Annotated in this window: 19 protein-coding genes; 8 read left to right on the forward strand and 11 right to left on the reverse strand. The window is 71.6% G+C overall.

The genetic code is table 11. From position 1 onward, the window contains the following. Window positions 1-398 precede the first annotated feature (398 nt). The 6 genes from B1H29_RS16885 to ssd form a co-directional block, all read right to left on the reverse strand. The gene (locus tag B1H29_RS16885) at window positions 399-728 is read right to left on the reverse strand and encodes a TadE family type IV pilus minor pilin (RefSeq protein ID WP_055418665.1); all 330 of its coding nucleotides are present in this window, start codon (window positions 726-728) and stop codon (window positions 399-401) included. 58 nt (window positions 729-786) lie between these two features. Then, complete coding sequence (locus B1H29_RS16890) at window positions 787-999, reverse strand: DUF4244 domain-containing protein (RefSeq protein WP_055418666.1); 213 nt, start codon at window positions 997-999, stop codon at window positions 787-789. A 90-nt stretch (window positions 1,000-1,089) separates the two neighbouring features. Further along, window positions 1,090-1,884 (reverse strand): type II secretion system F family protein, encoded by a 795-nt coding sequence (locus B1H29_RS16895; protein ID WP_055419001.1) that lies wholly within the window; start codon window positions 1,882-1,884, stop codon window positions 1,090-1,092. Then, complete coding sequence (locus tag B1H29_RS16900) at window positions 1,881-2,756, reverse strand: type II secretion system F family protein (RefSeq protein ID WP_055418667.1); 876 nt, start codon at window positions 2,754-2,756, stop codon at window positions 1,881-1,883. Before B1H29_RS16900 ends, B1H29_RS16895 begins: the two co-directional genes overlap by 4 nt. Next, window positions 2,753-3,925 (reverse strand): TadA family conjugal transfer-associated ATPase, encoded by a 1,173-nt coding sequence (locus B1H29_RS16905; RefSeq protein WP_055418668.1) that lies wholly within the window; start codon window positions 3,923-3,925, stop codon window positions 2,753-2,755. The genes B1H29_RS16900 and B1H29_RS16905 overlap by 4 nt, the downstream gene beginning before the upstream one ends. 578 nt (window positions 3,926-4,503) lie before the next feature. Beyond that, window positions 4,504-5,628 carry a septum site-determining protein Ssd gene (ssd, locus tag B1H29_RS16910; protein WP_055418669.1) on the reverse strand — a complete coding sequence of 375 codons (1,125 nt, stop codon included), beginning with the start codon at window positions 5,626-5,628 and terminating at the stop codon, window positions 4,504-4,506. Window positions 5,629-6,290: 662 nt separating this feature from the next. Here ssd and B1H29_RS16915 point away from each other — a divergent pair. Beyond that, the gene (locus B1H29_RS16915; protein ID WP_409350911.1) at window positions 6,291-7,160 is read left to right on the forward strand and encodes an HAD family hydrolase; all 870 of its coding nucleotides are present in this window, start codon (window positions 6,291-6,293) and stop codon (window positions 7,158-7,160) included. A 348-nt stretch (window positions 7,161-7,508) separates the two neighbouring features. On the opposite strand, the gene B1H29_RS16920 is transcribed toward B1H29_RS16915, so the two are convergent. After that, window positions 7,509-8,333, reverse strand: coding sequence for a hypothetical protein (locus B1H29_RS16920; RefSeq protein ID WP_055419002.1), 825 nt, complete (start codon window positions 8,331-8,333; stop codon window positions 7,509-7,511). A 111-nt stretch (window positions 8,334-8,444) separates the two neighbouring features. On the opposite strand from B1H29_RS16920, the gene B1H29_RS16925 reads away from it, so the two are divergent. Further along, window positions 8,445-9,425, forward strand: coding sequence for an ATP-binding protein (locus tag B1H29_RS16925; RefSeq protein ID WP_055419003.1), 981 nt, complete (start codon window positions 8,445-8,447; stop codon window positions 9,423-9,425). Window positions 9,426-9,454: 29 nt separating this feature from the next. On the opposite strand, the gene B1H29_RS16930 is transcribed toward B1H29_RS16925, so the two are convergent. Then, the gene (locus B1H29_RS16930) at window positions 9,455-10,738 is read right to left on the reverse strand and encodes a polysaccharide deacetylase family protein (protein WP_055418671.1); all 1,284 of its coding nucleotides are present in this window, start codon (window positions 10,736-10,738) and stop codon (window positions 9,455-9,457) included. A gap of 354 nt (window positions 10,739-11,092) precedes the next feature. Here B1H29_RS16930 and B1H29_RS16935 point away from each other — a divergent pair, with 354 nt between their 5' ends. From B1H29_RS16935 to B1H29_RS39360, 6 genes are all read left to right on the forward strand, one after another. Next, window positions 11,093-13,564: a SulP family inorganic anion transporter gene (locus B1H29_RS16935; protein WP_055418672.1), complete on the forward strand. Its 2,472-nt coding sequence runs from the start codon at window positions 11,093-11,095 to the stop codon at window positions 13,562-13,564. A gap of 271 nt (window positions 13,565-13,835) precedes the next feature. Further along, window positions 13,836-15,794, forward strand: a complete 1,959-nt coding sequence (gene acs, locus B1H29_RS16940; RefSeq protein WP_055418673.1) for an acetate--CoA ligase — start codon at window positions 13,836-13,838, stop codon at window positions 15,792-15,794. Window positions 15,795-16,017: 223 nt separating this feature from the next. Next, window positions 16,018-17,442 carry a Na+/H+ antiporter NhaA gene (gene nhaA, locus B1H29_RS16945; RefSeq protein WP_055418674.1) on the forward strand — a complete coding sequence of 475 codons (1,425 nt, stop codon included), beginning with the start codon at window positions 16,018-16,020 and terminating at the stop codon, window positions 17,440-17,442. A gap of 113 nt (window positions 17,443-17,555) precedes the next feature. Then, complete coding sequence (locus B1H29_RS16950) at window positions 17,556-18,044, forward strand: phage holin family protein (protein ID WP_055419004.1); 489 nt, start codon at window positions 17,556-17,558, stop codon at window positions 18,042-18,044. Further along, entirely contained in the window at window positions 18,041-19,084 is a 1,044-nt protein-coding gene (locus tag B1H29_RS16955; protein WP_079160274.1) for an alpha/beta fold hydrolase, read from the forward strand. Before B1H29_RS16950 ends, B1H29_RS16955 begins: the two co-directional genes overlap by 4 nt. Window positions 19,085-19,211: 127 nt before the next feature. Further along, entirely contained in the window at window positions 19,212-19,403 is a 192-nt protein-coding gene (locus B1H29_RS39360; protein WP_079160275.1) for a hypothetical protein, read from the forward strand. 66 nt (window positions 19,404-19,469) lie between these two features. Here the strand turns inward: B1H29_RS39360 and B1H29_RS16965 are convergent, their stop codons facing one another. Genes B1H29_RS16965 through nth form a run of 3 tightly spaced genes read right to left on the reverse strand, consistent with a single transcriptional unit; the run spans window position 19,470 to window position 22,664 of the window. Beyond that, the gene (locus B1H29_RS16965) at window positions 19,470-20,669 is read right to left on the reverse strand and encodes a MarP family serine protease (protein WP_055418675.1); all 1,200 of its coding nucleotides are present in this window, start codon (window positions 20,667-20,669) and stop codon (window positions 19,470-19,472) included. 47 nt (window positions 20,670-20,716) lie between these two features. Next, entirely contained in the window at window positions 20,717-21,424 is a 708-nt protein-coding gene (locus tag B1H29_RS16970) for an NUDIX hydrolase (RefSeq protein ID WP_055418676.1), read from the reverse strand. A gap of 52 nt (window positions 21,425-21,476) precedes the next feature. Next, on the reverse strand, window positions 21,477-22,664 hold the full coding sequence (gene nth, locus B1H29_RS38590; protein WP_055418677.1) for an endonuclease III: 1,188 nt from the start codon (window positions 22,662-22,664) through the stop codon (window positions 21,477-21,479). Between the last annotated feature and the right edge of the window lie 175 nt (window positions 22,665-22,839).

Genomic DNA, 22,839 nt, shown 5'->3' on the forward strand with positions numbered 1-22,839 from the left:
GCCCGGGTCGGGACCGGTTTCCGTGCCCGAGCCGAAACCACGCCCCGAACCGGAGCCAGAGCCGGGCCCTGGACCAGAGACAGAGCCGGGGCCAGAACCAGAGCCAGACCCGGGGCCCGAACCAGAGCCAGAGCCCGGACCAGAAGCAGAGCCGCGACCAAGCCCCGAACCGGAGCCGGAGCCGGAGCCAGGACCAAGGCCGGCCCCCGCCCCAGAACCAGGACCAGGACCAAGGCCCATCCCCGCCCCGGAACCAGAGCCAACACCGAGGCCCACCCCGGAGCCGGCGCCAAGCCCCGGACCAGGGTCGAGCCCGGAGACGCGGCCAGGAGCCGAACCGGAGCCGCAGGCGGCGCCCGAGCACCGGCCCGTCTCCGACCGGAGTCGGACAACGCCCCTCATGGCTCCGCCCCCACCGTCCGCTCCACCGAAGCCACGGCCTCTTCCCGTACTTCGAAGGGCAGCCCGTCCAGGGCCGCAGGCTCGGCCACCACGCTCACACGGACCTGGCCGGCCTCCCGGCTGACCGTGACCCGCGCCCCGCGTGGTGCCGCCTCCCTCGTGACCTCGACGACCGCTTCGGCCGGATCCTGACGGGCCGCCGCGCGGGCGCCCGTCCGGGCCGCGTCCACGCACTGGATCTGAGCGGCCACCACGAGCAGCCCGTAGACCAGCGCCATCGCGAACGCCACCAACACCGGCAGCACCACGGCCGTCTCCGCCGTCACGAACCCCCTGTCGGAGGGTCCGGCGACGCCTCGGCGGGATTCCGCCCGAGCTGTCCACTCACATCCGCGCATCGAGTGCCTGCTTCACGATGCCCTGCAACTCCGCGCTGACCGCGCCGCTGGTCACCACCTTGTACAGGACCACGGCGAACGCCACCGCCGCGACGATCCCCATCGCGTACTCGGAAGTGACCATTCCCGCGTCCCGCCGCGCCGCCCGTACCGCTCCGCACACCAGGGCACTCAGCCGTGCCCGTACCGCCTGGTACATCTCAACCCCCGTAAGGTTCGTTCCCGTTGTCACTTACTGTTCGCCGGTCACTGACTCGCGGGCCCGGCGCCGCCCGCCCGCTCCGTCTCGTCAACCACCTCCTCCGTCTCCCAGCACCCCGCCCGCGAGCCCGATCACCACAGGCAGTACGCCCACCGCGATGAACGCGGGCAGGAAGCACAGCCCCACCGGCGCGGTGACCATGACGGCCGCCCGGCGGGCCCGGGCCGTCGTGGCGCGGGCCCAGTCGGCACGGGCCTGAGCGGCGAGCCGGGCGACCGGACCGGCCGCGGGCAGGCCGGACACATCGGCCCGCTCCAGCAGCCGTGCCAGCGGCCGGGCGCCCGGAATCGCGGCCAAGCCCCGCCAAGACCCGCCGGGTTCACCGCCGAGCCGGACCTCGGCGGCACCACGTTCCAGCGCCTGCCCGACGGGCCCTCCGAGGGCGTCACCCACCGCTTGGGCCGCTGCCACCGGACCCGCGCCCGCCGCGATGCACGCGGCCAGCAGGTCGGCCGCCAACGGCATCTGGCGGGCGGCTTCCGCGGCAACGGTCTCCGCCGCGGCCGCACCGGAGGCCGACCGTCGGGAGCGCCAGCGCCACAGCCCTGCCGCGCCCACCAGTCCCACCACGACCCCGGCACCACCCCCGACCAGGGCCCACCCGGCACCCACCGTGCCCGCCAGCGGCAGCCAGCCGCGCACGGCACCCAGCACCTCGGCGCCTCGTGGGACGGCGCGGGCCGGCCGCGGACCCAGCAGCCCGGCGAGCCGCCTGCGTACCGTGCGCTCCCGCCGCGCGGCTCCGACCGCGCGCGCCAGCCACCCGGCGACCAGCACCGCCCCCACCACTGCCCCCAGCCTGTGGACGAAGTCCCCGTTCACGACACCGCCTCCGCTGCCCGCACGATCCGCGTCACCCACCACACGCCCAGGCCCTCCAGAACCCCACCGGCCAGCAGACAGCCCAGTCCCGCCCCGGTGTGCAGCAGCACGTACAGCGGGTCGGCACCCAGGGCGACGCCGAGCAGGAGGCCCAGAACCGGCAGGCCGGCGAGCATCACCGCCGTGGCGCGAGCACCCGCCAACTGGGCTCGCAGATCGGAGCGCTGATCGCGTTCAGCGCGTAGGGCGCCTTCCAGCCGGTCGAGCCCGGCCGCCAGTCCGGCGCCCTGGTCCACGGCGACCCACCAGCACGCCGCGAGCCCCCGCAGCCCTTCGGCACCCGGTTGCCGCGCCGCCGCCGCGAGCGCCCCCGGGACGTCCCCGCCGAACCGGGCCGCCGCCAGTACCGCCGTCCGGGCGTCACCGAGCCCTCCGGTGTCGTGGGCGGCGCACAACAGCGCCTCGCCGGGCTGCCGCCCCGCCCGCACCTCCCCGGCGAGCGCCCCGCACAGCGCGATCACCGCGTCCTGCCGGCGCTCGCCGGCCCGCCGTGCCCTCCCGGCCAGCCGCGTCCGCCGCAACAGCGGGACCCCGGCCGCGCCCGCGACGGCCGGCAGCACCGAGTTGCCCAGCACCGCCAGCAGCAGCCCGGCCGGCAACGACCACCACTCGGGCCGCAGCCGTCCACGGACCCGCCTCAGCCCGTCCGTCATCCGGTGCACCGCGGGTGGCCCGGTGCCGGCCGCCACACCGTCGGCGAGCACCAGGCGCACACGCCGTACGCCGGAGTGCCACCCGCTCCCGGACAGCCACGCCGCAGCTCCCAGACACGCCAGGGCCACGCCCGTCGACAGCTCAGCCGCCCCCGTCACCTGTACGCCTCCCGTCCAACGGCTCGCGCTTCGAGCCCGTCTCCGCACAGCAACTCCCGCAGCCGCTCCCAGCCGCGCTCGGCCACGAAGGCCTCCGCTCCCCACCGCAGCGCCGGCACCGTCCGCACCAGCCCCGACGAGTCGCGCTCCAGCACGTGCACCTCGGCGATCCGGCGCCGTCCGGTTCTGTCCCGTACCAAGTGCAGGACCACCGAAAGGGCCGCCGCGAGCTGGCTGTGCAGGGCCGCCCGGTCCAGGCCCGCGGCCGTACCGAGCGCCTCCAGCCGGGCCGGTACGTCGGCGGCGGCGTTGGCGTGCACCGTCCCGCAGCCGCCCTCGTGACCGGTGTTCAACGCCGCGAGGAGATGGACGACTTCCGGGCCGCGCACCTCGCCGACGACCAGCCGGTCCGGTCGCATGCGCAGCGCCTGCCGCACCAGGTCCTCCAGGGTCACCAGACCCGCGGCCTCCTGGTTGGCGGGTCTGGTCTCCAGACGGACGACGTGCGGATGGTCCGGCCGCAGCTCCGCCGAGTCCTCGGCGAGCACGATGCGCTCGTCCGGCCCGACGAGCCCGAGCAGCGCACTCAGCAGCGTCGTCTTGCCAGTGCCGGTGCCACCGCTGACGAGGAAGGACAACCGTGCTCCCAGCAGCGCGCGCAGTACGCGGTCGCCACCGGGCGGTACGGTGCCGGCCGCCGCCAGTTCGTCGAGCGTGAACGCGCGCGGCCGTACGACCCGCAGCGACAGGCAGGTGCAGCCGACGGCGACCGGAGGCAGTACCGCGTGCAGCCGGGTGCCGTCGGGCAGCCGGGCGTCCACCCACGGCCGGGCGTCGTCGAGCCGGCGCCCGGCGACGGTGGCGAGCCGCTGCGCGAGCCGCCGGACCGCACCAGCGTCCGGGAAGGAAACCGACGTGAGCTCCAGGCCGCCACCCCGGTCCACCCAGACCCGGTCCGGGGCGGACACCAGTACGTCGGTCACCGACGGGTCGGCGAGCAGCGGTTCCAGCGGCCCGCTGCCGACGAGCTCCGACCTCAGATGTTCGGCGGCGCCCAGGATCTCGGCGTCCCCGAGCACCCGCCCCTGTTCCCGCAGGGCTTGCGCCACGCGCGCGGGCGTCGGCTCGGCCCCGCTCTCGGCAAGCCACCGCCGCACTCCGTCGAGCATCCCGGAAGCCGGACCCGGCGCCCGCCCGGAGGTCACCACCGACGTCCGCCCGGAAGCCGGCCTCGGGGACCGGGAGCGCCCGGTGGTCGATCCCGGTGAACCGGCGGAAACCGCCCCCGGGGACCACTCGGTGCCCGATCCCGGGAACCCTGCTGAAGCCGCCCCCGGGGACCACTCGGTGTCCGCCCCCGAAATCCCCGCGGAAACCGCCCCCAGGGACCGCCTGGAGCCCGACCCCGATCCCGGTGCCGCCCGGGATGCCCACCCCGGAACCATCCGCGCGGCCGATCCCGCACTCACCTCGCCCGACACCCCCGCACTCACCTCGGCCTGCCTCTCACCACTCACCGCACCCACCTCAACCCGCCTCCCACCACTCACCGCACCCACCTCAACTTGTCCTCCACCACTCACCGCACCCACCTCAACCCGCCTCCCACCACTCACCGCACCCACCTCAACTTGTCCTCCACCACTCACCGCGCCGACCGCAACCCACCTCCCACGACTCACCGCACCAGCCCACACGGCGCCCCCAGCGGCTCCCCCAGCCGCTCCCTCAGGCCGCACCAGCGCCCTCACGCGGCCCCACCCGCCTCCACCAGCGCCCGCTCCCAGAACTGCCCGCAGAAGCGCGCCAGCGGCCCGCGTGCGGGCGTGCCCGGGGGACGCCTGCTCTCGGTGGCACGCAAGAGGCCGGACTCGACGGGCACCTCGCCCGCCAGGGGCAGTCCGAGTAGCCGGGCCACCTCTCGGTCGTCGAGTCCGGAGGCGTACGGCCCGCGTACCGCGACCCGGAGGTCGCGCAGGACCATGCCGACCGCGGCGGCCACCCGGCCGGCCGCCGCGACGGCCCGCAATTCGGCCGGGACGACGAGGAGCCCGACGTCGAGCTGGGCGAGGATCTCGGCGACGCCGTCGTCGATCCGGCGCGGCAGGTCCACGACGACCGTGCCGCCCCTGCGCCGGGCCGCCGCGAGCACCGCCCGTACGGCCTGGGGCGGCACCGTGACGCAGTCCCCCCGGTCCCAACTGAGTACCCGCAGCGAGTGCAGCTCGGGCAGCGACTCCTCCAGGGCGCCGCCGCCGACCCGCCCCCGCGACGCCGCGAACGCGGGCCACCTGAGCCCCTCGGCCGTCTCCCCGCCGAGGAGCACGTCGAGCCCGCCGCCCAGCGGATCGGCGTCCACGAGGAGGCTGCGCAGCCCCTCTCGTGCGGAGCTGACGGCGAGTGCGCAGGCCAGCGTGGAGGCTCCGGCACCGCCCCGGCCGCCGATGACGCCGACGGTGAGCGCGGGCCGGCCGACGCCCTCCACGACGTCGGCGATGCGGTCGACCAGCCACTGTTCGCCGTCGGGCAGCATCAGGACATGGTCGGCGCCGATCTCGACGGCTCGCTGCCAGACCCCCGAGTCGTCCTGGTCACGTCCGACGAGGACCACTCCGCGTCTCCGCACGGCCCCGCGCACACGTCGCGCGGCGTCGTCGCCGACGAGGACGAGCGGCGCGGCTTCCCAACCGCCCCGCTGTCCCGAGGCAGTGGGTGCCGCGGGCACGGAGTGGTGCACCTCCGGCGTGGCGCCGGCCGCCGCGCACAGGCGCAACAGGTCGTCGAGGAGCTCCGTGTCCTCGGTGACGATCAACGGCCCGCTCTGCCGCCCTCCGGAGGCGGGCGGCGGATCGTGCGTGATGGTTCCGGTCATGACTTGCGTCCCCCTTCGCTGCGACTCCCGCGGTCGCGCCCGACATCTGTCGCGCGGCCCTTGTGACCCCGCGACTGCAAATCGTGTGAAGAACCGGACAATGGCCTCCATATGAACGGCCGAGGTGCACGCCCGACTTGGACACCGACTTGCGCGTCGACTTGTACATCGGTCGAACCCGGCCATACGCGTCCGGCAAACGGAACCGGGTGTGGAACTCGGCGCGGCCCGGACGCATGGGAATCACGGTGCAGCGATCTGGAAAAACATGTGGATCTTGGTCAGAAACTGTGGACAACTCAACGATTGTGAATATCGCGTCACTCAAACCGGTGAGCCCCGACCCGCATCCACCCCCTCTGCGCGACTCCCGCAGAGCAGCCTGACGACTACACTCCGTAGTAAGCCATGTACATGACAAGAAAGTTCGATCAATGCGGCCTCAGCCCGGAGCCCGGGCCGGGAGAGAGGGGAAAACCCACCCGGACATGCGACGACCCCCGCCGGGGGGGAGAGCGGGGGTCGTCTCCACGGCCGACTCGGGGGGGGAGGAGTCGGACCGGGTTAGCACGGTCGCGAACGATCCGTGACTTCCATGGTGTACCCGAGAGCCATCTCAGGCAAACCCACGCGCCCCACCTTACGCCGAATGGGCTGCGCCTATGCTCGGGGTCGTGGAAAACCGCTCCTTGCCCCACTCCTTGCCCCACTCCATGCCGCACTCCAAGCCCCGCACAGCGGCCTTCTTTGACCTGGACAAGACGGTCATTGCGAAGTCGAGCACGCTCACGTTCAGCAAGTCGTTCTACCAAGGCGGGCTGATCAACCGCAGGGCCGTGCTGCGTACCGCATATGCCCAGTTCGTGTTCCTCGCGGGTGGAGCCGACCACGACCAGATGGAGCGGATGCGCGAGTACCTCTCCGCACTGTGCCGCGGCTGGGACGTCCAACTGGTCAAGGAACTCGTCGCCGAGACCCTGCACGACCTGATCGACCCGATCATCTACGACGAGGCCGCCTCCCTGATCGAGGAGCACCACACCGCCGGCCGCGACGTCGTGATCGTCTCCACGTCGGGCGCCGAGGTCGTCGAGCCGATCGGTGAGCTGCTCGGCGCGGACCGGGTGGTGGCGACCCGCATGATCGTGGGCGACGACGGCTGCTTCACGGGAGAGGTGGAGTACTACGCGTACGGCCCGACCAAGGCCGAGGCGATCCGGGAGCTGGCCAAGTCCGAGGGGTACGACCTGACGCGCTGCTACGCCTACAGCGATTCGGCGACCGACCTGCCGATGCTGGAGTCCGTCGGGCACCCCCACGCGGTGAATCCGGACCGGGCGCTGCGCCGCGAGGCTCTCGCGCGCGAGTGGCCGATTCTCGATTTCCACCGTCCGGTACGGCTCAAGCAGCGGATCCGCGGGTTCTCCGTACCCCCGCGTCCGGCACTCGTCGCCGCCGCCGCGATAGGCGCCGCGGCGGCCACCGCGGGCCTCGTCTGGTACACGAGCCGACGGCGGTCCGCAGCGGCCTGAACCGCTGAACCGGATCCACCCTTTCACCCGCGTATGAGCGCAAAAGTAAAGAAGTCCGGTCGGCACTTCCGCTTGCTTCGGGGCAGGAGTACAAAGGAATCAACGGCCCGCGAGACCAAGGACATCCGAAAGGATCACCTTAAGAACGCATCTGGCCCCACGGACCGAGCATGGACACCGGGCACCCACGCGACGTCGACCCGTCGATTACGGGCCAGCCGCACCAGGTGACGGGCGAAGTTCCCGACCTGATGGGCAAATATCGAGGACGCCTGGTAACCCGGCGGTCATGCCAGCGGCGGTACGAGTCCTCGTACCGCCGCATTTCTCCTGTTCTTACGCCTTTCCCTACGCCGCCCCGCGCTGGAGTGCCTCGCACACCGCCGTCGACTCGCGCGCGCCCAGCTCGACGGCCCTGCCGCAGTGGGCGATCCAGGCGGCCATACCCTCCGGGGTCCCGGAGACGTAGCCGTCGAGCGCCGCCACATAGGCCGCGCGTCCCAGCTCGGCATGGCCGACCTCGGCCGGGCAGACCGATTTCGGGTCCAGACCGCTGTTGATCAGTACGACGCGTTCGGCCGCGCGCGCGACCAGGCCGTTGTGCGTCGTGAAGGGCCGCAGCGCCAGGAGCTCGCCGTGCACGACGGCGGCCGTCACCAGCGCCGGCGCGGCACCGCCCGCCATGACCAGCGCGGCCAGGCCGTCCAGGCGGCCGTGCGCCTCCTCGGCACCGGGCAGCGGCAGCTCGACGAGCGGTTCGTCCACCGGCTCGCCCTCCTGGCGGGGCCGTCCGACCTGGTCGGCCTTGTCCGCGGCCGCCACCAAATGCAGCCGGGCCAGGACCCGCAGCGGAGACTGCCGCCAGATGGACAGCAGTTGACCCGCCTCGGCGGTCAGCCGCAGCGCCGCGCCCACCGCACGCGCCTCGTCGTCGCCACTGAAGTCGGTCCGCCTGCGCACCTCCTCCAGGGCCCAGTCCGCCCCGGACAGCGCCGCCGAGCCCCGGGCGCCGCGCAGGGCCGCCTCGGAGGTGATCTCGTTGCTGCGGCGCCGCATGATCCGGTGGCCGTAGACCCGGTCCACGGCCTTGCGTACGGACTCCACGGACTCGGCCACGCCGGGCAGTGCGCCCAGGGCCGCGAGCGGATCGGCGGTCGCGCCTGTCGTACTCATGAGTACGACCCTACGCATCCCGGCGCCGCACCCCACGAACGAGTGGTCTTCCTCACGTACCTCCACACCCTCGCGCCACCTACAGCTACACGACCACTACTCTTGGTGAACATGAAAATTGCTTTCGTCGGGAAGGGCGGCAGCGGCAAGACCACCCTGTCCTCCCTGTTCATCCGCCATCTCGCCGCCACCGGTGCGCCCGTCGTCGCGATCGACGCGGACATCAACCAGCACCTGGGGGCCGCGCTGGGGCTCGACGAGGCGGAGGCGGCCGGACTGCCCGCGATGGGCGAGCACCTGCCGTTGATCAAGGACCATCTGCGCGGCACCAACCCGCGCATCGCCTCCGCCGAGAAGATGATCAAGACGACCCCGCCCGGCGAGGGCTCGCGCCTGCTGCGGGTACGCGAGGACAACCCGGTCTACGACGCCTGCGCCCGGCCGGTGGAACTGGACGGCCGGGCCGTCCGTTTGATGGTCACCGGGCCCTTCACGGACACCGACCTGGGAGTCGCCTGCTACCACTCGAAGACGGGAGCGGTGGAGCTGTGCCTGAACCACCTGGTCGACAGCCCTGACGAGTACGTCGTGGTCGACATGACCGCGGGCTCGGACTCGTTCGCCTCCGGCATGTTCACCCGCTTCGACATCACGTTCCTCGTCGCCGAACCGACCCGGAAGGGGGTCTCCGTCTACCGCCAGTACAAGGAGTACGCCCGCGACTTCGGCGTCGCCCTGAAGGTCGTCGGCAACAAGGTGCAGGGACCCGACGACCTCGAATTCCTCCGTGAACAGGTCGGCGGCGACCTCCTGACGACCGTCGGACACTCGGACTGGGTGCGCGCCATGGAGAAGGGCCGGCCGCCCCGTTTCGAACTCCTGGAGGAGGCCAACCGCCGCGCGCTGGGCACTCTGCACACGGCCGTCGACGCGATGTACGAGCTGCGGGACCAGGAGCGCTACACGCGTCAGATGGTCCACTTCCACCTGAAGAACGCCCGCACCTGGGGGAACGAGCGCACCGGGGCCGACCTGGCGGCGCAGGTCGACCCCGGCTTCGTCCTCGGCGAGGGAGTCGTCGCCCCGGCGTGACGACGCCCGCACCCCTCCGGCGGGGCCGGCTACCGTTTGGCGGCCGGCGCACCGGGCACGCCCTTCGGCGCCGGTGCGGGGGCGGCCGAGAGGAAGGACGCCCAGCCCTTCTTCGGGGCCTCACCGACGTCCAGGGTGCGCAGCTTCTTCAGGACCTTCGGGTCCTGGGCGTCCAGCCAGTCCACGAGCTGCCGGAAGGAGACGCAGCGCACCTCGTCCTTGGTGCACACCTCCTCGATGACCTCCTCGATGGCACGCATGTAGGTGCCGCCGTTCCAGGACTCGAAGTGGTTGCCGATGATCAGGGGCGCGCGGTTGCCGTCATAGGCCCGCTGGAAGCCCTGCAGCAGGCCGTCGCGCATCTGGTCGCCCCAGAACTCGTGCTTGGCGGGGTCGCCCTGAGTGGTGGTGCCCGACTGGTTGACCATGAAGTTGTAGTCCATGGTGAGCTGCTCGAAGGTGTGTCCGGGGAACGGCACGAGCTGCATCGACAGGTCCCACAGCTCCTGCTTCTTCTTCGGCCAGACCTGATTGTTCACACCGCTGCTGTCGTAGCGGAAGCCCATCTCACCGGCGGCCCGCATGAAGTTCTCCTGGCCCTCCAGGCACGGGGTGCGGGCGCCGATCAGCTCCTCGTCGTAGTCGAAGGGGAGGGGCGCCGCGTTCTTCATCCCGGTGTTGGTCTTCCAGGTCTTCACGAACTCCTTGGCCTGGCGGATCTCGTCCGTCCACTCCTCGACGGACCATTCGCCGACCCCACCGCCGGCGCCGCAGAAGTGGCCGTTGAAGTGGGTGCCGATCTCGTTGCCCTCCAACCACGCCAGCCGCAGTTGCTTGACGGTGTCGGCGATGCCCTGCTCGTCGTTGAAGCCGATGTCGGAGCGGCCCGGGGAGTGCTGCGGCGGCCGGTACAGGTCCCGCTTCTCCTTCGGCAGCATGTACACGCCGCTCAGGAAGTACGTCATCGTCGCGTTGTTCTCCTTGGCCACTTCACGGAAGTGGGAGAACAGCCTCTGGCTGTCCTCGCCCGCGCCGTCCCACGAGAACACCACGAACTGCGGCGGCTTCTGACCGGGCTTGAGGCGTTCGGGGCGGGGCAGATGCGGCTGGGCCCCGGTGTACGCGGTGGAACCGTCGCCGATGAGCCGGACCGCGTTCTTGGGCGCCGGTGCCGCTTTCCCCTTCTCCTTCTGCGGACCGTGCGTCCCTTCGCCGGAACCGGTACCGCTGCCGATCGCGCAACCGGCGAGCGACGCGGCGCAGACCGCGGCGGCGATCGCGGTGCGCACGGCGATCCTCTGGGTGGCGGCCATGTTCCGCCCACCTTCTTCCTTCTCTCGGGCCAACGCCGACGAGGGCGATGTCGGGTGCTGAGCCGGGACGTGCCGTCAGCGCCGTCAAGGTGGCACGAATGCGAGAAGGAATTAGTACGACAAGCCGATGAAATGCCCGCTTCACTCACCTGAGCGGCTCATTACTCCATTTGCGCGAAAAGTCTATGCCTCTTCTTTACTCTGAATTACGATCTGTTTACAGAGCGCGACCACAACCATCGAGCGCTCGGGCACCCCGCCGCTGTACGCCGTGACCCACGGCCGCGAACCGCCCCCGTCCAGCGGGGGTCCGACCATGACCGCGACCGCGCAGCCCCGGAGGAGACGGGAAACATGTCTGCCTGCGTCCCCGCCCGTACCGATTCGGCCCGTACCGAGCACGTCCATCCACCTCACAGCCCGCCGCCCGGCGGCCCCCGGCGCTTGCGCATCGCCGGCGCCGACCTGTCGGCCTCGATCGCCGTCTTCCTGATCGCCCTGCCCCTCTCCCTGGGTATCGCCCTCGCCACCGGCGCCCCCCTCCAGGCCGGCCTCGTCGCGGCCGCGGTGGGCGGGATCGTCGCCGGATGGCTCGGCGGCTGCCCGCTCCAGGTCAGTGGTCCCGCCGCCGGACTCACCGTGGTCACCGCCGACCTCATCGTGCGCTACGGGTGGCGTACGACCTGCGCCATCACCGTGCTGGCCGGGCTCGCCCAGTTGGGTCTCGGCTGTCTGCGCGTGGCACGCTCCGCGCTCGCCGTCAGCCCCGCCATCGTGCACGGCATGCTCGCCGGCATCGGGGTCACCATCGCCGTCGCCCAACTGCACATCGTCCTGGGCGGCACCCCGCAGAGCTCCGTGCCCGACAACCTGCGCGCCCTGCCCGCCCAGTTGGCGAGCCCCAGACCGGCCGACCTCGCGGTGAGCGTGCTGACCCTGACCCTGCTGCTGCTCTGGCCGCGCGTCCCCGGCCGGGCGGGCCTGCTTCTGGGCAAGCTCCCCGCCGCCCTGATCGCCGTCGCCGGTGCCACCGCGGTCGCGGCGCTCGCCGGGCTTCGCCTGCCCAAGGTCGACCTGCCGTCCTGGAGCAGCCACGCTCTGGCCACGCTGCCCGAGGGCCCGGTACTCGGACTCGTCGCGGCCGTCCTGACCACGACGCTGGTGTGCAGTGTGCAGTCCCTGCTCGGCGCGGTGGCCGTGGACAAGCTGGTCTCCGCCCGGCCGGGCCTGACCGGCCGGGTCAAACGCTGCGACCTCGACCGCGAGCTGCTCGGCCAGGGCGCCGCCAACATCGTCTCCGGGTCGCTCGGCGGACTGCCCATCGCCGGCGTGGCCGTGCGCAGTTCCGCGAACGTGGCCGCGGGTGCCGTCAGCCGGAACTCCACGATGCTGCACGGCGTTCTCGTAGTGATCGCCGCACTGCTGATGGTCCCGGCCCTGGAGCTCATCCCGCTCGCCGCACTCGCCTCCCTGGTCATGGCCGTCGGCCTCAAGATGGTGTCCCTGAACCACATCCGCACGGTGACCCGCCACCGTGAGGTTCTGGTCTACGCGGTCACCACCTGCGGCGTGGTGTTCTTCGGCGTCCTGGAGGGCGTCGCGCTGGGCATCGCCGTGGCCGTCGGCGTCGCCCTGCACCGCCTGACCCGCACCCGGATCACGCACGACGAGACGGAAGGAACCCATCACGTACACGTCCGAGGCCAGTTGACGTTCCTCGCGGTGCCCAGACTCAGCCGCGTCCTGCATCACGTGCCCCAAGGGGCGGATGCCGTCGTGGAGCTGGACGGGTCGTTCATGGACCACGCGGCATACGAGACGCTGCAGGACTGGCAGAAGACGCACACCGCGCAAGGCGGCACCGTCGACATCACCGGCCGTCGGCCCGGCACCCGTATCTCCGAACCGGCCGACGTGGACGGCTGCCGCTGCCGCCCCTGGACACCCTGGCGCAACCACCAGTGCGAACCCTCGCACCCGGCGCCCCCGCCCGGCTCCGGCCGGCCGGGCGACGCCGGCCGGAGCACCGACGCGGCGACCGGCCCGGGCGGACCCGACGGTCCGGCCGGACACCCCGACGCGCCCCCCAGGGCCGGCGGTACCGGCAAGGACGGCCGGACCGACTCACCCGGCAGATCGCACGGACCCAGCGGACCCAGCGGGCGGGAACTGGCGCGTGGCATCAGCGCGTTCCAGCGCAACACCGCCCCGCTGGTGCGCGGAGAGCTGGCCCGGCTGGCCCGCGAGGGACAGCAGCCCTCCCAGCTTTTCCTGACCTGCGCCGACTCTCGAGTGGTGACGTCGATGATCACGTCCAGCGGCCCCGGTGACCTCTTCGTCGTGCGCAACGTGGGCAATTTCGTGCCGCTGCCCGGCGTGGAGAGCGGCGACGACTCGGTGGCCGCCGCGATCGAGTACGCGGTGGACATCCTGAAGGTGCGGTCCATCACGGTGTGCGGGCACTCCGGGTGCGGCGCCATGCAGGCGCTGCTCAGCGCCGAGCCCGGGGGTGCGCAGACCCCGCTCAAGCGGTGGCTGCGGCACGGGCTGCCGAGCCTGGAGCGCTTGCCCGAGGACGAGGGTGCCCGGCCCTTGCTGGCCGGACGCCGGCCCGCCGACGCGGCCGAGCAGCTCTGCCTGGCCAATGTGGTCCAGCAGTTGGAGCATCTGCGCGCACACGGCGCGGTGTCCCGGGCGCTGGACGCGGGCGACCTGGAGCTCCACGGTATGTACTTCCACGTGGGCGAGGCCCAGGCGTACCTGCTCTCCGAGGACGCCGGGGACGGGGTGTTCGAGCTGGTACTGGAGACCGACCTGACCGCCTGAGCGGTACGGCGAGCCGGGGCGCGGGGAGAGAGGGTGTGAGCGGCGTTACAAACCCTGAACCCCGCGCCACCGGCATCCGTGGGTACTGATGACCACTGGCCACGAGGACGGGCGACCGCCCCACAGGTCTAAACCAGTTGCCCGTCGACCCTTGTCATCGGCCCCCCGGGTCTGATGAGCTGTGGCCTGGGACACAACGGACAACCCTGAGAATGGGAGATGTCGTGAGCAACGAATCCTTGGCCAACCTGCTGAGGGGGGAGACGGGACGATGAGCGAGACTTCTTCCCTCTCCAACCTGCTCAAGGAAGAGCGCAGGTTCGCGCCCCCCGCCGACCTGGCCGCGAACGCCAACGTCACGGCGGAGGCGTACGAACAGGCCAAGGCCGACCGCCTCGGTTTCTGGGCCGAGCAGGCCCGTCGGCTGACCTGGGCCGAGAAGCCGACCGAGACCCTCGACTGGTCGAACCCGCCGTTCGCCAAGTGGTTCAAGGACGGCAAGCTCAACGTCGCCTACAACTGCGTGGACCGGCACGTGGAGGCCGGAAACGGCGACCGCGTCGCCATCCACTTCGAGGGCGAGCCCGGCGACAGCCGCGCCATCACCTACGCCGAGCTCAAGGACGAGGTCTCCAAGGCCGCCAACGCCCTGCTGGAGCTGGGCGTGCGCAAGGGCGACCGGGTCGCCGTCTACATGCCGATGATCCCGGAGACGGCGATCGCGATGCTGGCCTGCGCCCGGATCGGCGCCGCCCACTCGGTCGTCTTCGGCGGCTTCTCCTCGGACGCCCTCGCGACCCGCATCCAGGACGCCGACGCCCGGGTCGTCATCACCTCCGACGGCGGCTACCGGCGCGGCAAGCCCTCCGCGCTCAAGCCGGCCGTCGACGAGGCCGTCGAACGCGCCGGCACCGTCGAGCACGTGCTCGTCGTCCGCCGCACCGGCCAGGAGGTCGCCTGGGACGACTCCCGCGACACGTGGTGGCACGAGGCCGTCGACCGGCAGTCCGCCGAGCACACGCCGGAGGCGTTCGACGCGGAGCACCCGCTGTTCATCCTGTACACGTCCGGTACGACCGGTAAGCCCAAGGGCATCCTGCACACCTCCGGCGGCTACCTCACGCAGACGGCGTACACGCACTGGGCCGTCTTCGACCTCAAGCCGGAGACCGACGTCTACTGGTGCACCGCCGACGTCGGCTGGGTCACCGGGCACTCGTACATCGTCTACGGCCCGCTCGCCAACGGCGCCACCCAGGTCATGTACGAGGGCACGCCGGACACCCCGCACCAGGGCCGGTTCTGGGAGATCGTGCAGAAGTACGGCGTGACGATCCTCTACACCGCGCCCACCGCGATCCGGACGTTCATGAAGTGGGGCGACGACATCCCCGCGAAGTTCGACCTGTCCTCCCTGCGCGTCCTCGGCTCGGTCGGCGAGCCGATCAACCCCGAGGCCTGGATCTGGTACCGCAAGAACATCGGCGCGGACAGCACCCCGGTCGTCGACACCTGGTGGCAGACCGAGACCGGCGCGATGATGATCACGCCGCTCCCGGGCGTCACGGAGGCCAAGCCGGGCTCCGCCCAGCGCCCGCTGCCCGGCATCTCCGCCACCGTCGTGGACGACGAGGCGAGCGAGGTGCCCAACGGCGGAGGCGGCTACCTGGTCCTCACCGAGCCGTGGCCGTCGATGCTGCGCACCATCTGGGGCGACGACCAGCGGTTCATCGACACGTACTGGTCGCGTTTCGAGGGCAAGTACTTCGCCGGTGACGGCGCCAAGAAGGACGAGGACGGCGACATCTGGCTGCTGGGCCGCGTCGACGACGTGATGCTCGTCTCCGGCCACAACATCTCCACCACCGAGGTCGAGTCGGCCCTCGTCTCCCACCCGTCGGTCGCCGAGGCGGCCGTGGTCGGCGCGGCGGACGAGACGACCGGGCAGGCCATCGTGGCCTTCGTGATCCTGCGCGGCTCGGTCACGGAGACCGGCAGCCTGGTCTCCGACCTGCGGAACCACGTCGGGACCGCCCTCGGCCCGATCGCCAAGCCCAAGCGGATCCTGCCGGTGGCAGAGCTGCCGAAGACCCGCTCCGGCAAGATCATGCGGCGCCTGCTGCGCGATGTGGCGGAGAACCGGCAGCTCGGGGACGTCACGACCCTGACCGACTCCACCGTCATGGATCTCATCCAGACGAAGCTTCCGACGGCGTCCAGCGAGGACTGAACCGCCCGCTCCGAGGGCACCCGGCGAGAACCACGCCGGGTGCCTTTTCGCACGGAATGCCCGGCTATGCACCGTCACGGAGATCACCAGGCACCCTCGCCGCAGTTTAGGTAGGCTAAGGAACGCGTAAGAGACTCAACAAGATCCGCGAAGATCCTCATGGTGTGCCGGGAAGTCTGGTCGGCGAGTGTTCCGTGCTGCCCACCGACCGGAGGTTCTCCCTGTGACCGCGCCCCACACCCCCCGCAAAGCCTTCGGACGTCTGTCCCTCCCGGAGCGGAACTACGTCGCGGACGCACTGCGCACCGAGACGGTCGGCGGCGTCCTGCTGCTGGTCGCCGCGGTCACCGCGCTGGTGTGGGCGAACATACCGGCGGTGAGCGACAGCTACGAGAGCGTCAGCCACTTCCACTTCGGTCCCGAGGCCCTCGGCCTGAACCTGTCGGTCGCGCACTGGGCCGCCGACGGACTGCTCGCGGTCTTCTTCTTCGTCGCCGGTATCGAGCTCAAGCGCGAACTCGTCGCCGGTGACCTGAAGGACCCGAAGGCCGCCGCGCTCCCGGTGGTGGCGGCGCTGTGCGGCATGGCCGTACCCGCGATCGTCTACACGATCACCAGCGGTGCCGGCGGCGGCTCCCTGGCCGGCTGGGCGGTGCCCACCGCCACCGACATCGCCTTCGCGCTCGCCGTGCTCGCCGTCATCGGCACCTCCCTGCCGAGCGCCCTGCGCGCCTTCCTGCTGACCCTCGCCGTCGTGGACGACCTGTTCGCGATCATGATCATCGCGGTCTTCTTCACCGAGTCCCTCAACTTCGCCGCGCTCGGCGGCGCGCTCGTCGGTCTCGCCGTGTTCTGGCTGCTGCTCCGCAAGGGCGTGCGCGGCTGGTACGTGTACGTCCCGCTCGGCCTCGTGATCTGGGGGCTGATGTACAACAGCGGCGTCCACGCCACCATCGCCGGCGTCGCGATGGGCCTGATGCTGCGCTGCCACACCCGCGAAGGTGAGCAGCACTCCCCGGGCGAGCACATCGAGCACCTCGTGCGCCCCCTGTCGGCGGGCCTGGCCGTGCCGCTGTTCGCGCTGTTCAGCGCGGGCGTCGCGCTCTCGGGCGGCGCGCTCGCCGACGTGTTCACCAAGCCGGAGACCCTCGGTGTCGTGCTCGGACTCGTGGTCGGCAAGACGCTCGGCATCTTCGGCGGCACCTGGCTCACCGCGCGCTTCACCCGGGCCTCGCTCAGCGACGACCTCGAATGGGCCGACGTGTTCGCGGTGGCGACCCTGGCCGGTATCGGATTCACCGTCTCGCTGCTCATCGGCGAGCTGGCCTTCGAGGGCGACGCGACGATGACGGGCCAGGTCAAGGCCGCGGTACTGGCCGGCTCCCTCATGGCGGCGCTCCTGGCCACCGTCCTGCTGAAGATACGGAACGCCAAGTACCGCAAGATGATCGCGGACGAGGAGCGCGACGACGACCTCAGCGGCGTCCCGGACATCTACGAGGAGGACGACCCCGCGTACCACCTGCGCGTGGCCGCCGTCTACGAGAAGAAGGCCGCCGAGCACCGCCGGATCGCCGAGGAGATGGAATCGGCGCGGCTTGCCGAAGTGCCGGGCGGGGCAGGCGATGAGGGCGACCGTCCGGCATGATCTGACGAGACGGTACAGAAGACGGACCGTACGCGGTCGGGCCGCAGTGGTCGGGCGGCACGCGACAACCACGGAACCGTACGCAGATGAGCCAGGAGAAGAGGGAGTCCGCGATGAGCGCACCCGACGACAGCCCGGTCGGCACCGAACGCAGCATCGGCCATCTGTTCGCCTCGGCGACCACCGAATTGTCGGCGCTCGTGCACGACGAGATCGCGCTGGCCAAGGCGCAGCTCAGGCAGGACGTCAAGCGGGGGGCGACGAGCGGCGGCGCGTTCTCGCTGGCCGGGGCCGTTCTCCTGTTCTCGCTGCCGATGCTGAGCTTCGCGCTGGCCTACGGCATCCGGACCTGGAGCGACTGGAACCTGGCTGTCTGCTTCCTGCTGTCCTTCGCGGCGAACGTCCTCGTCGCGGTCCTCCTCGCGCTGATCGGCGTCGTGTTCGCGAAGAAGGCCAAGAAGGGCCGCGGCCCGCAGAAGGTCGCCGCGTCCGTGAAGCAGTCGGCGGGCGTCCTGCAGAACGCCAAGCCGCACCCGCGGCCGGAGCTGCCCGCGGACCGGTCCCCCGAAGCCATCGAGGCTGTGGCACGCTCGTCCTCATGACGGGCTCCTCCATCCCTTCGGGGCAATCTCCCTCGGGACAGTCCTCCCCGAGGGGGTCCACTTCGGGGCAGTCCCCCTCGAGGCAGTCCCCCTCGAGGCAGTCCCCATCGTCGCAACAACCCACCTCGGTCGTACGGCTCGACGTCCCGGGCGGGCACGAGGTGACCCACCGGGACGTCGCCGCCAACGGCGCCCGCTTCCACATCGCCGAAGTGGGTGACGGGCCACTGGTGCTGCTGCTGCACGGCTTCCCCCAGTTCTGGTGGACCTGGCGGCAGCAACTGGTGGCGCTCGCGGACGCCGGTTTCCGCGCCGTCGCCATGGACCTGCGCGGCGTCGGCGGCAGCGACCGCACCCCGCGCGGCTACGATCCCGCCGGTCTCGCCCTCGACATCACCGGCGTGGTCCGCTCGCTCGGCGAGCCGGACGCCGCGCTGGTCGGCCACGACCTGGGCGGCTACCTGGCCTGGACGGCCGCCGCGATGCGGCCCAAGCTCGTACGGCGGCTCGCGGTCTCCTCGATGCCGCACCCCCGGCGCTGGCGCTCGGCCATGCTCAAGGACGTCCGCCAGACCCGGGCGGGGTCCTACATCTGGGGTTTCCAGCGCCCCTGGGTCCCGGAGCGCCAACTGACCGCGGACGACGGCGCGCTGGTCGGCCGGCTGATCCACGACTGGTCGGGGCCGCGCCCGCTGGACGAGAAGGCGGTGGAGGTCTACCGCCGCGCCATGTGCATCCCCTCCACTGCGCACTGCTCCGTCGAGCCGTACCGCTGGATGGTGCGCTCCCTGGCCCGTCCGGACGGTATCCAGTTCTACCGCCGTATGAAGCGGCCGGTACGCGTGCCGACCCTTCATCTGCACGGTTCGCTGGACCCCGTGATGCGGACGCGGAGCGCGGCCGGGTCCGGGCAGTACGTCGAAGCGCCCTACCGCTGGCGGCTGTTCGACGGTCTCGGACACTTCCCGCACGAAGAGGATCCGGTCGCCTTCTCCACCGAGCTGATCAATTGGCTGAAGGATCCCGAACCCGACCGGTGACCGAACGAACGCGCCCGGTACCCGGATCTGAACGCTTGTCCTATGAACGGCCACTTGCCCGGCGCATACGCCAATTGGGGGCCCCGAGAACGGTTATCGACCTTGGGGCGGGGGCACACGTCCGGGTATGGGCTGGACGCACGACTACAGTGACGTAGCACGCGACGGCCGCTCCACGAGCGGCGTGAGCAGCACCCACCGACGAGGAGGCACCCCGGAACTGGCGGGTGCGGACCTACGGGTGGGCATTCCGCGCATTCTGCGCCGCCGGGCCCGCTGGGTCTCCGTGCGCCTGCGCCATCCACGCGGCGCGAGCTGACCACACCCGCGGCGCCTGCGGCACCCGCGGCGAGGCTCCCGGAGGACGTAGCCGCCGCCAAGGCTCCTAAAGGGCGCAGCTATCGCTGTCCACCTGCTGGTTCGCGGTGCGGCCCTTGGCGACGTCCTCGCGGATCTCGTCCACGGTGAGCGCGTACCCGGTCTCGGCGTCGTCCAGGGACTTGGCGAAGACCACGCCGTAGACCTCGCCCTCGGGCGTCAGCAGCGGGCCGCCGGAGTTGCCCTGACGGACGGTCGCGAACAGCGAGTAGACGTCACGGCGGACGGTGTCGCGGTGGTAGATGTCCGGGCCGTTGGCCGTGATGCGCCCGCGCACGCGCGCGGCGCGGACGTCGTACGCCCCGTTCTCCGGGAAGCCCGCGACGATCGCGCCGTCGTCGCGGGCTGCGTCCTCGTCCGCGAACCGCAGGGCGGGCGCCTCCAGCTCGGGCACGTCGAGTACGGCGACATCGCGCCGCCAGTCGTAGAGGACGACCGTCGCGTCGTACTTCCTGCCCTCGCCGCCTATCTGCACCGTGGGCTCGTCGACGCCGCCCACGACATGGGCGTTGGTCATGACACGGCGGTCGTCGAAGACGAAGCCGGTGCCCTCCAGGACCTTGCCGCAATCGGTGGCGGTGCCCATGACCTTGACGATGGACCGCTTGGCGCGGGTGGCGACCGGGCTGTTCGCCAACGCCGGGTCGGGTGGCTGGACATCGGTGATCGGCTCGTTGGAGAACGGGCTGAAGACCTGCGGGAAGCCGTTCTGCGCGAGGACGGAGGAGAAGTCCGCGAACCAGGTGTCGGCCCGGGCGGGCAGCGCACGGGAGACGCCCTGCAGCACCGTGGAGCTGCGGACCTCCTTGCCGAGCGTCGGCAGCGTGGTGCCGGCCAGGGCGGAGCCGATCAGCCAGGCGACCAGGAGCATCGCCACGACGTTGACCAGGGCGCCGCCGGTGGCGTCCAGGGCGCGGGCCGGGGACCAGGTGATGTACCGCCGGAGCTTGTTGCCGAGGTGGGTGGTCAGGGCCTGGCCGACGGAGGCGCAGACGATGACGACGACGATCGCGACGACGGCGGCGGTCGTGCTCACCTCCGCCTTGTCCGTCAGGGCGTCCCAGAGCACCGGCAGCAGGTAGACGGCGACGAGACCGCCGCCGAGGAAACCGGTCACCGACAGGATGCCGACGACGAAGCCCTGGCGGTAGCCGACGATCGCGAACCAGACGGCGGCCAGCAGCAACAGGATGTCCAGCACGTTCACTGATTCAAGCCCCGCCTTGTCGTCCTACGCTCACACCGGTCACCCTGTCATGACCGCCAGTCCAGCGGGACCTGCTTCTCCCTGTCCCAGGGCCGCTCCCAGCCCGCGAAGTGCAGCAACCGGTCGATGATGCCGGCGGTGAAGCCCCATACGAGCGCCGATTCGACCAGGAATGCCGGGCCTCGGTGACCACTCGGGTGGACGGCGGTGACCCTGTTGGCGGGGTCCGTGAGATCCGCCACGGGGACGGTGAAGACACGCGCCGTCTCGTTCGGATCGACGGCGCCCACCGGGGTGGGCTCGCGCCACCAGGCCAGGACCGGTGAGACGACGAAGCCGCTGACCGGGATGTAGAGCTTGGGCAGCACACCGAAGAGCTGCACGCCGGCCGGGTCGAGCCCGGTCTCCTCCTCGGCCTCCCGCAGGGCGGCCCGCCACGGCCCGTCGCCCTGCGGATCACCGTCCTCGGGGTCGAGGGCGCCCCCCGGGAAGGCCGGCTGGCCGGCGTGCGAGCGCAGGGAGCCGGCCCGCTCCATGAGCAGCAGCTCCGGGCCGCGGCCGGCCTCGCCCTCACCGAAGAGGATCAGGACGGCGGACTGGCGCCCGGCTCCGTCCTCGGGCGGCAGGAAGCGGCTCAGCTCGTCGGGCCGCACCGTCTCGACGGCCCGCACCACCGGCTCCAGCCAGCCCGGCAGGCCCTCCTTGCTGAGGCTCCCACCCCGGATGTGCCCTTGTGTGTCGCTCGCCCGAGTCATAGCCACCCCCGTTCTGCCGATTCCAACGCCCGAGGCTCCCGAGATCGTTCCGTCACCCGGCCCCCAGCGGCAGCGCGGGTTTCCCGCCCGCGTCCAGATACGCCCGCGGGGGCTTCAGACGCTGGCCGGGGAAGCCGCCCTTCTCGTACTTGAGCAGTTTCTTCGCCTTCTCCGGGTCCGTCTCGCCCTCGCCGTACGCCGGGCAGAGCGGGGCGATGGGGCAGGCGCCGCAGGCGGGCTTGCGGGCGTGGCAGATCCGGCGGCCGTGCCAGATCACGTGGTGGGAGAGGTCCGTCCAGTCGCTCTTCGGGAAGAGCGCGCCGACGGCGGCCTCGATCTTGTCCGGGTCGGTCTCGGTGGTCCACTGCCAGCGGCGCACCAGGCGCTGGAAGTGCGTGTCCACGGTGATGCCGGGGCGGCCGAACGCGTTGCCGAGGACGACGAAGGCGGTCTTGCGGCCCACGCCGGGCAGCTTCACGAGGTCTTCGAGACGCCCGGGGACCTCGCCGCCGAAGTCCTCCGCCAGGGCCTTGGACAGCCCTATGACCGACCTGGTCTTGGCCCGGAAGAAGCCGGTCGGGCGCAGGATCTCCTCGACCTCCTCGGGGTCGGCGGCGGCCAGGTCCTCCGGGGTGGGGTACTTGGCGAAGAGGGCGGGCGTCGTCTGGTTGACGCGCAGGTCGGTGGTCTGGGCGGACAGCACCGTGGCCACGACCAACTGGAACGGGTTCTCGAAGTCCAGCTCCGGGTGGGCGTACGGGTAGACCTCCGCGAGCTCGCGGTCGATGCGGCGGGCGCGGCGGACCAGCGCGGTGCGCGACTCGTCGCGCGGTGTCCTCGGGGCGACGGTCTTCGCCGGGGCGACGCCCTTGACGGCGGCGGTGGCCTTCTTCGGGGCGACGGCGGGCTTCTTGGCGGGCGCCTGCTTCTTGATGGGCGCCGACTTCGTCCTGGTGGGCGCGGACTTCGTCGCGGACGCCGCGCTCTTCCCGGGCGCCGGCTTTCTCGCCGCTGCCGACTGCTTCCGGGACGCCGGCTTCTTCGCCGAGGCCGCCTCCTTCGCTGACGCCGCCTCGTTCGCCGACGCCGACTTCTTCCCTGGCGTCGGCTTCTTGGCGGAGGCCGAGGTCTTGGCGGAGGCCGGGGTCTTGGCGGAGGCCGAGGTCTCGGCGGGCCCCGATGCCTCGGCGGAGGCCGTCTTCCTGGCGGAGGCCGGGTTCGTCTCGGCGTTCTTCCTCACGGCACCCTCCTCCGCAGTCACCCTCTTGGCAGGTGCCGCCTTCTTTGTCGCTTTCGCCGTTTTACTACCGCCATCGGGGCCCCGTTCGCCCACAGCGGAATCGCGACGTACACCCACCCGCGCAGCCTCCTCGGCCTGTGCTCTCACCGGCGATTTGGACACCCGGCCACCCTAC

Origin of the sequence: Streptomyces pactum (assembly GCF_002005225.1) — a bacterium.
In the GTDB taxonomy this organism is placed as follows: Bacteria; Actinomycetota; Actinomycetes; order Streptomycetales; family Streptomycetaceae; genus Streptomyces; species Streptomyces pactum_A.

Bases quoted from the DNA above. Each gene is read 5' to 3' on its own strand.
- B1H29_RS16890 (WP_055418666.1), bottom strand. From the start codon at position 999: ATGTACCAGGCGGTACGGGCACGGCTGAGTGCCCTGGTGTGCGGAGCG.
- B1H29_RS16905 (WP_055418668.1), bottom strand. From the start codon at position 3,925: ATGCTCGACGGAGTGCGGCGGTGGCTTGCCGAGAGCGGGGCCGAGCCG.
- ssd (WP_055418669.1), bottom strand. From the start codon at position 5,628: ATGACCGGAACCATCACGCACGATCCGCCGCCCGCCTCCGGAGGGCGG.
- B1H29_RS16915 (WP_409350911.1), top strand. From the start codon at position 6,291: ATGCTCGGGGTCGTGGAAAACCGCTCCTTGCCCCACTCCTTGCCCCAC.
- B1H29_RS16920 (WP_055419002.1), bottom strand. From the start codon at position 8,333: ATGAGTACGACAGGCGCGACCGCCGATCCGCTCGCGGCCCTGGGCGCA.
- B1H29_RS16925 (WP_055419003.1), top strand. From the start codon at position 8,445: ATGAAAATTGCTTTCGTCGGGAAGGGCGGCAGCGGCAAGACCACCCTG.
- B1H29_RS16930 (WP_055418671.1), bottom strand. From the start codon at position 10,738: ATGGCCGCCACCCAGAGGATCGCCGTGCGCACCGCGATCGCCGCCGCG.
- B1H29_RS16935 (WP_055418672.1), top strand. From the start codon at position 11,093: ATGTCTGCCTGCGTCCCCGCCCGTACCGATTCGGCCCGTACCGAGCAC.
- acs (WP_055418673.1), top strand. From the start codon at position 13,836: ATGAGCGAGACTTCTTCCCTCTCCAACCTGCTCAAGGAAGAGCGCAGG.
- B1H29_RS16950 (WP_055419004.1), top strand. From the start codon at position 17,556: ATGAGCGCACCCGACGACAGCCCGGTCGGCACCGAACGCAGCATCGGC.
- B1H29_RS16955 (WP_079160274.1), top strand. From the start codon at position 18,041: ATGACGGGCTCCTCCATCCCTTCGGGGCAATCTCCCTCGGGACAGTCC.
- B1H29_RS39360 (WP_079160275.1), top strand. From the start codon at position 19,212: ATGGGCTGGACGCACGACTACAGTGACGTAGCACGCGACGGCCGCTCC.
- B1H29_RS16970 (WP_055418676.1), bottom strand. From the start codon at position 21,424: ATGACTCGGGCGAGCGACACACAAGGGCACATCCGGGGTGGGAGCCTC.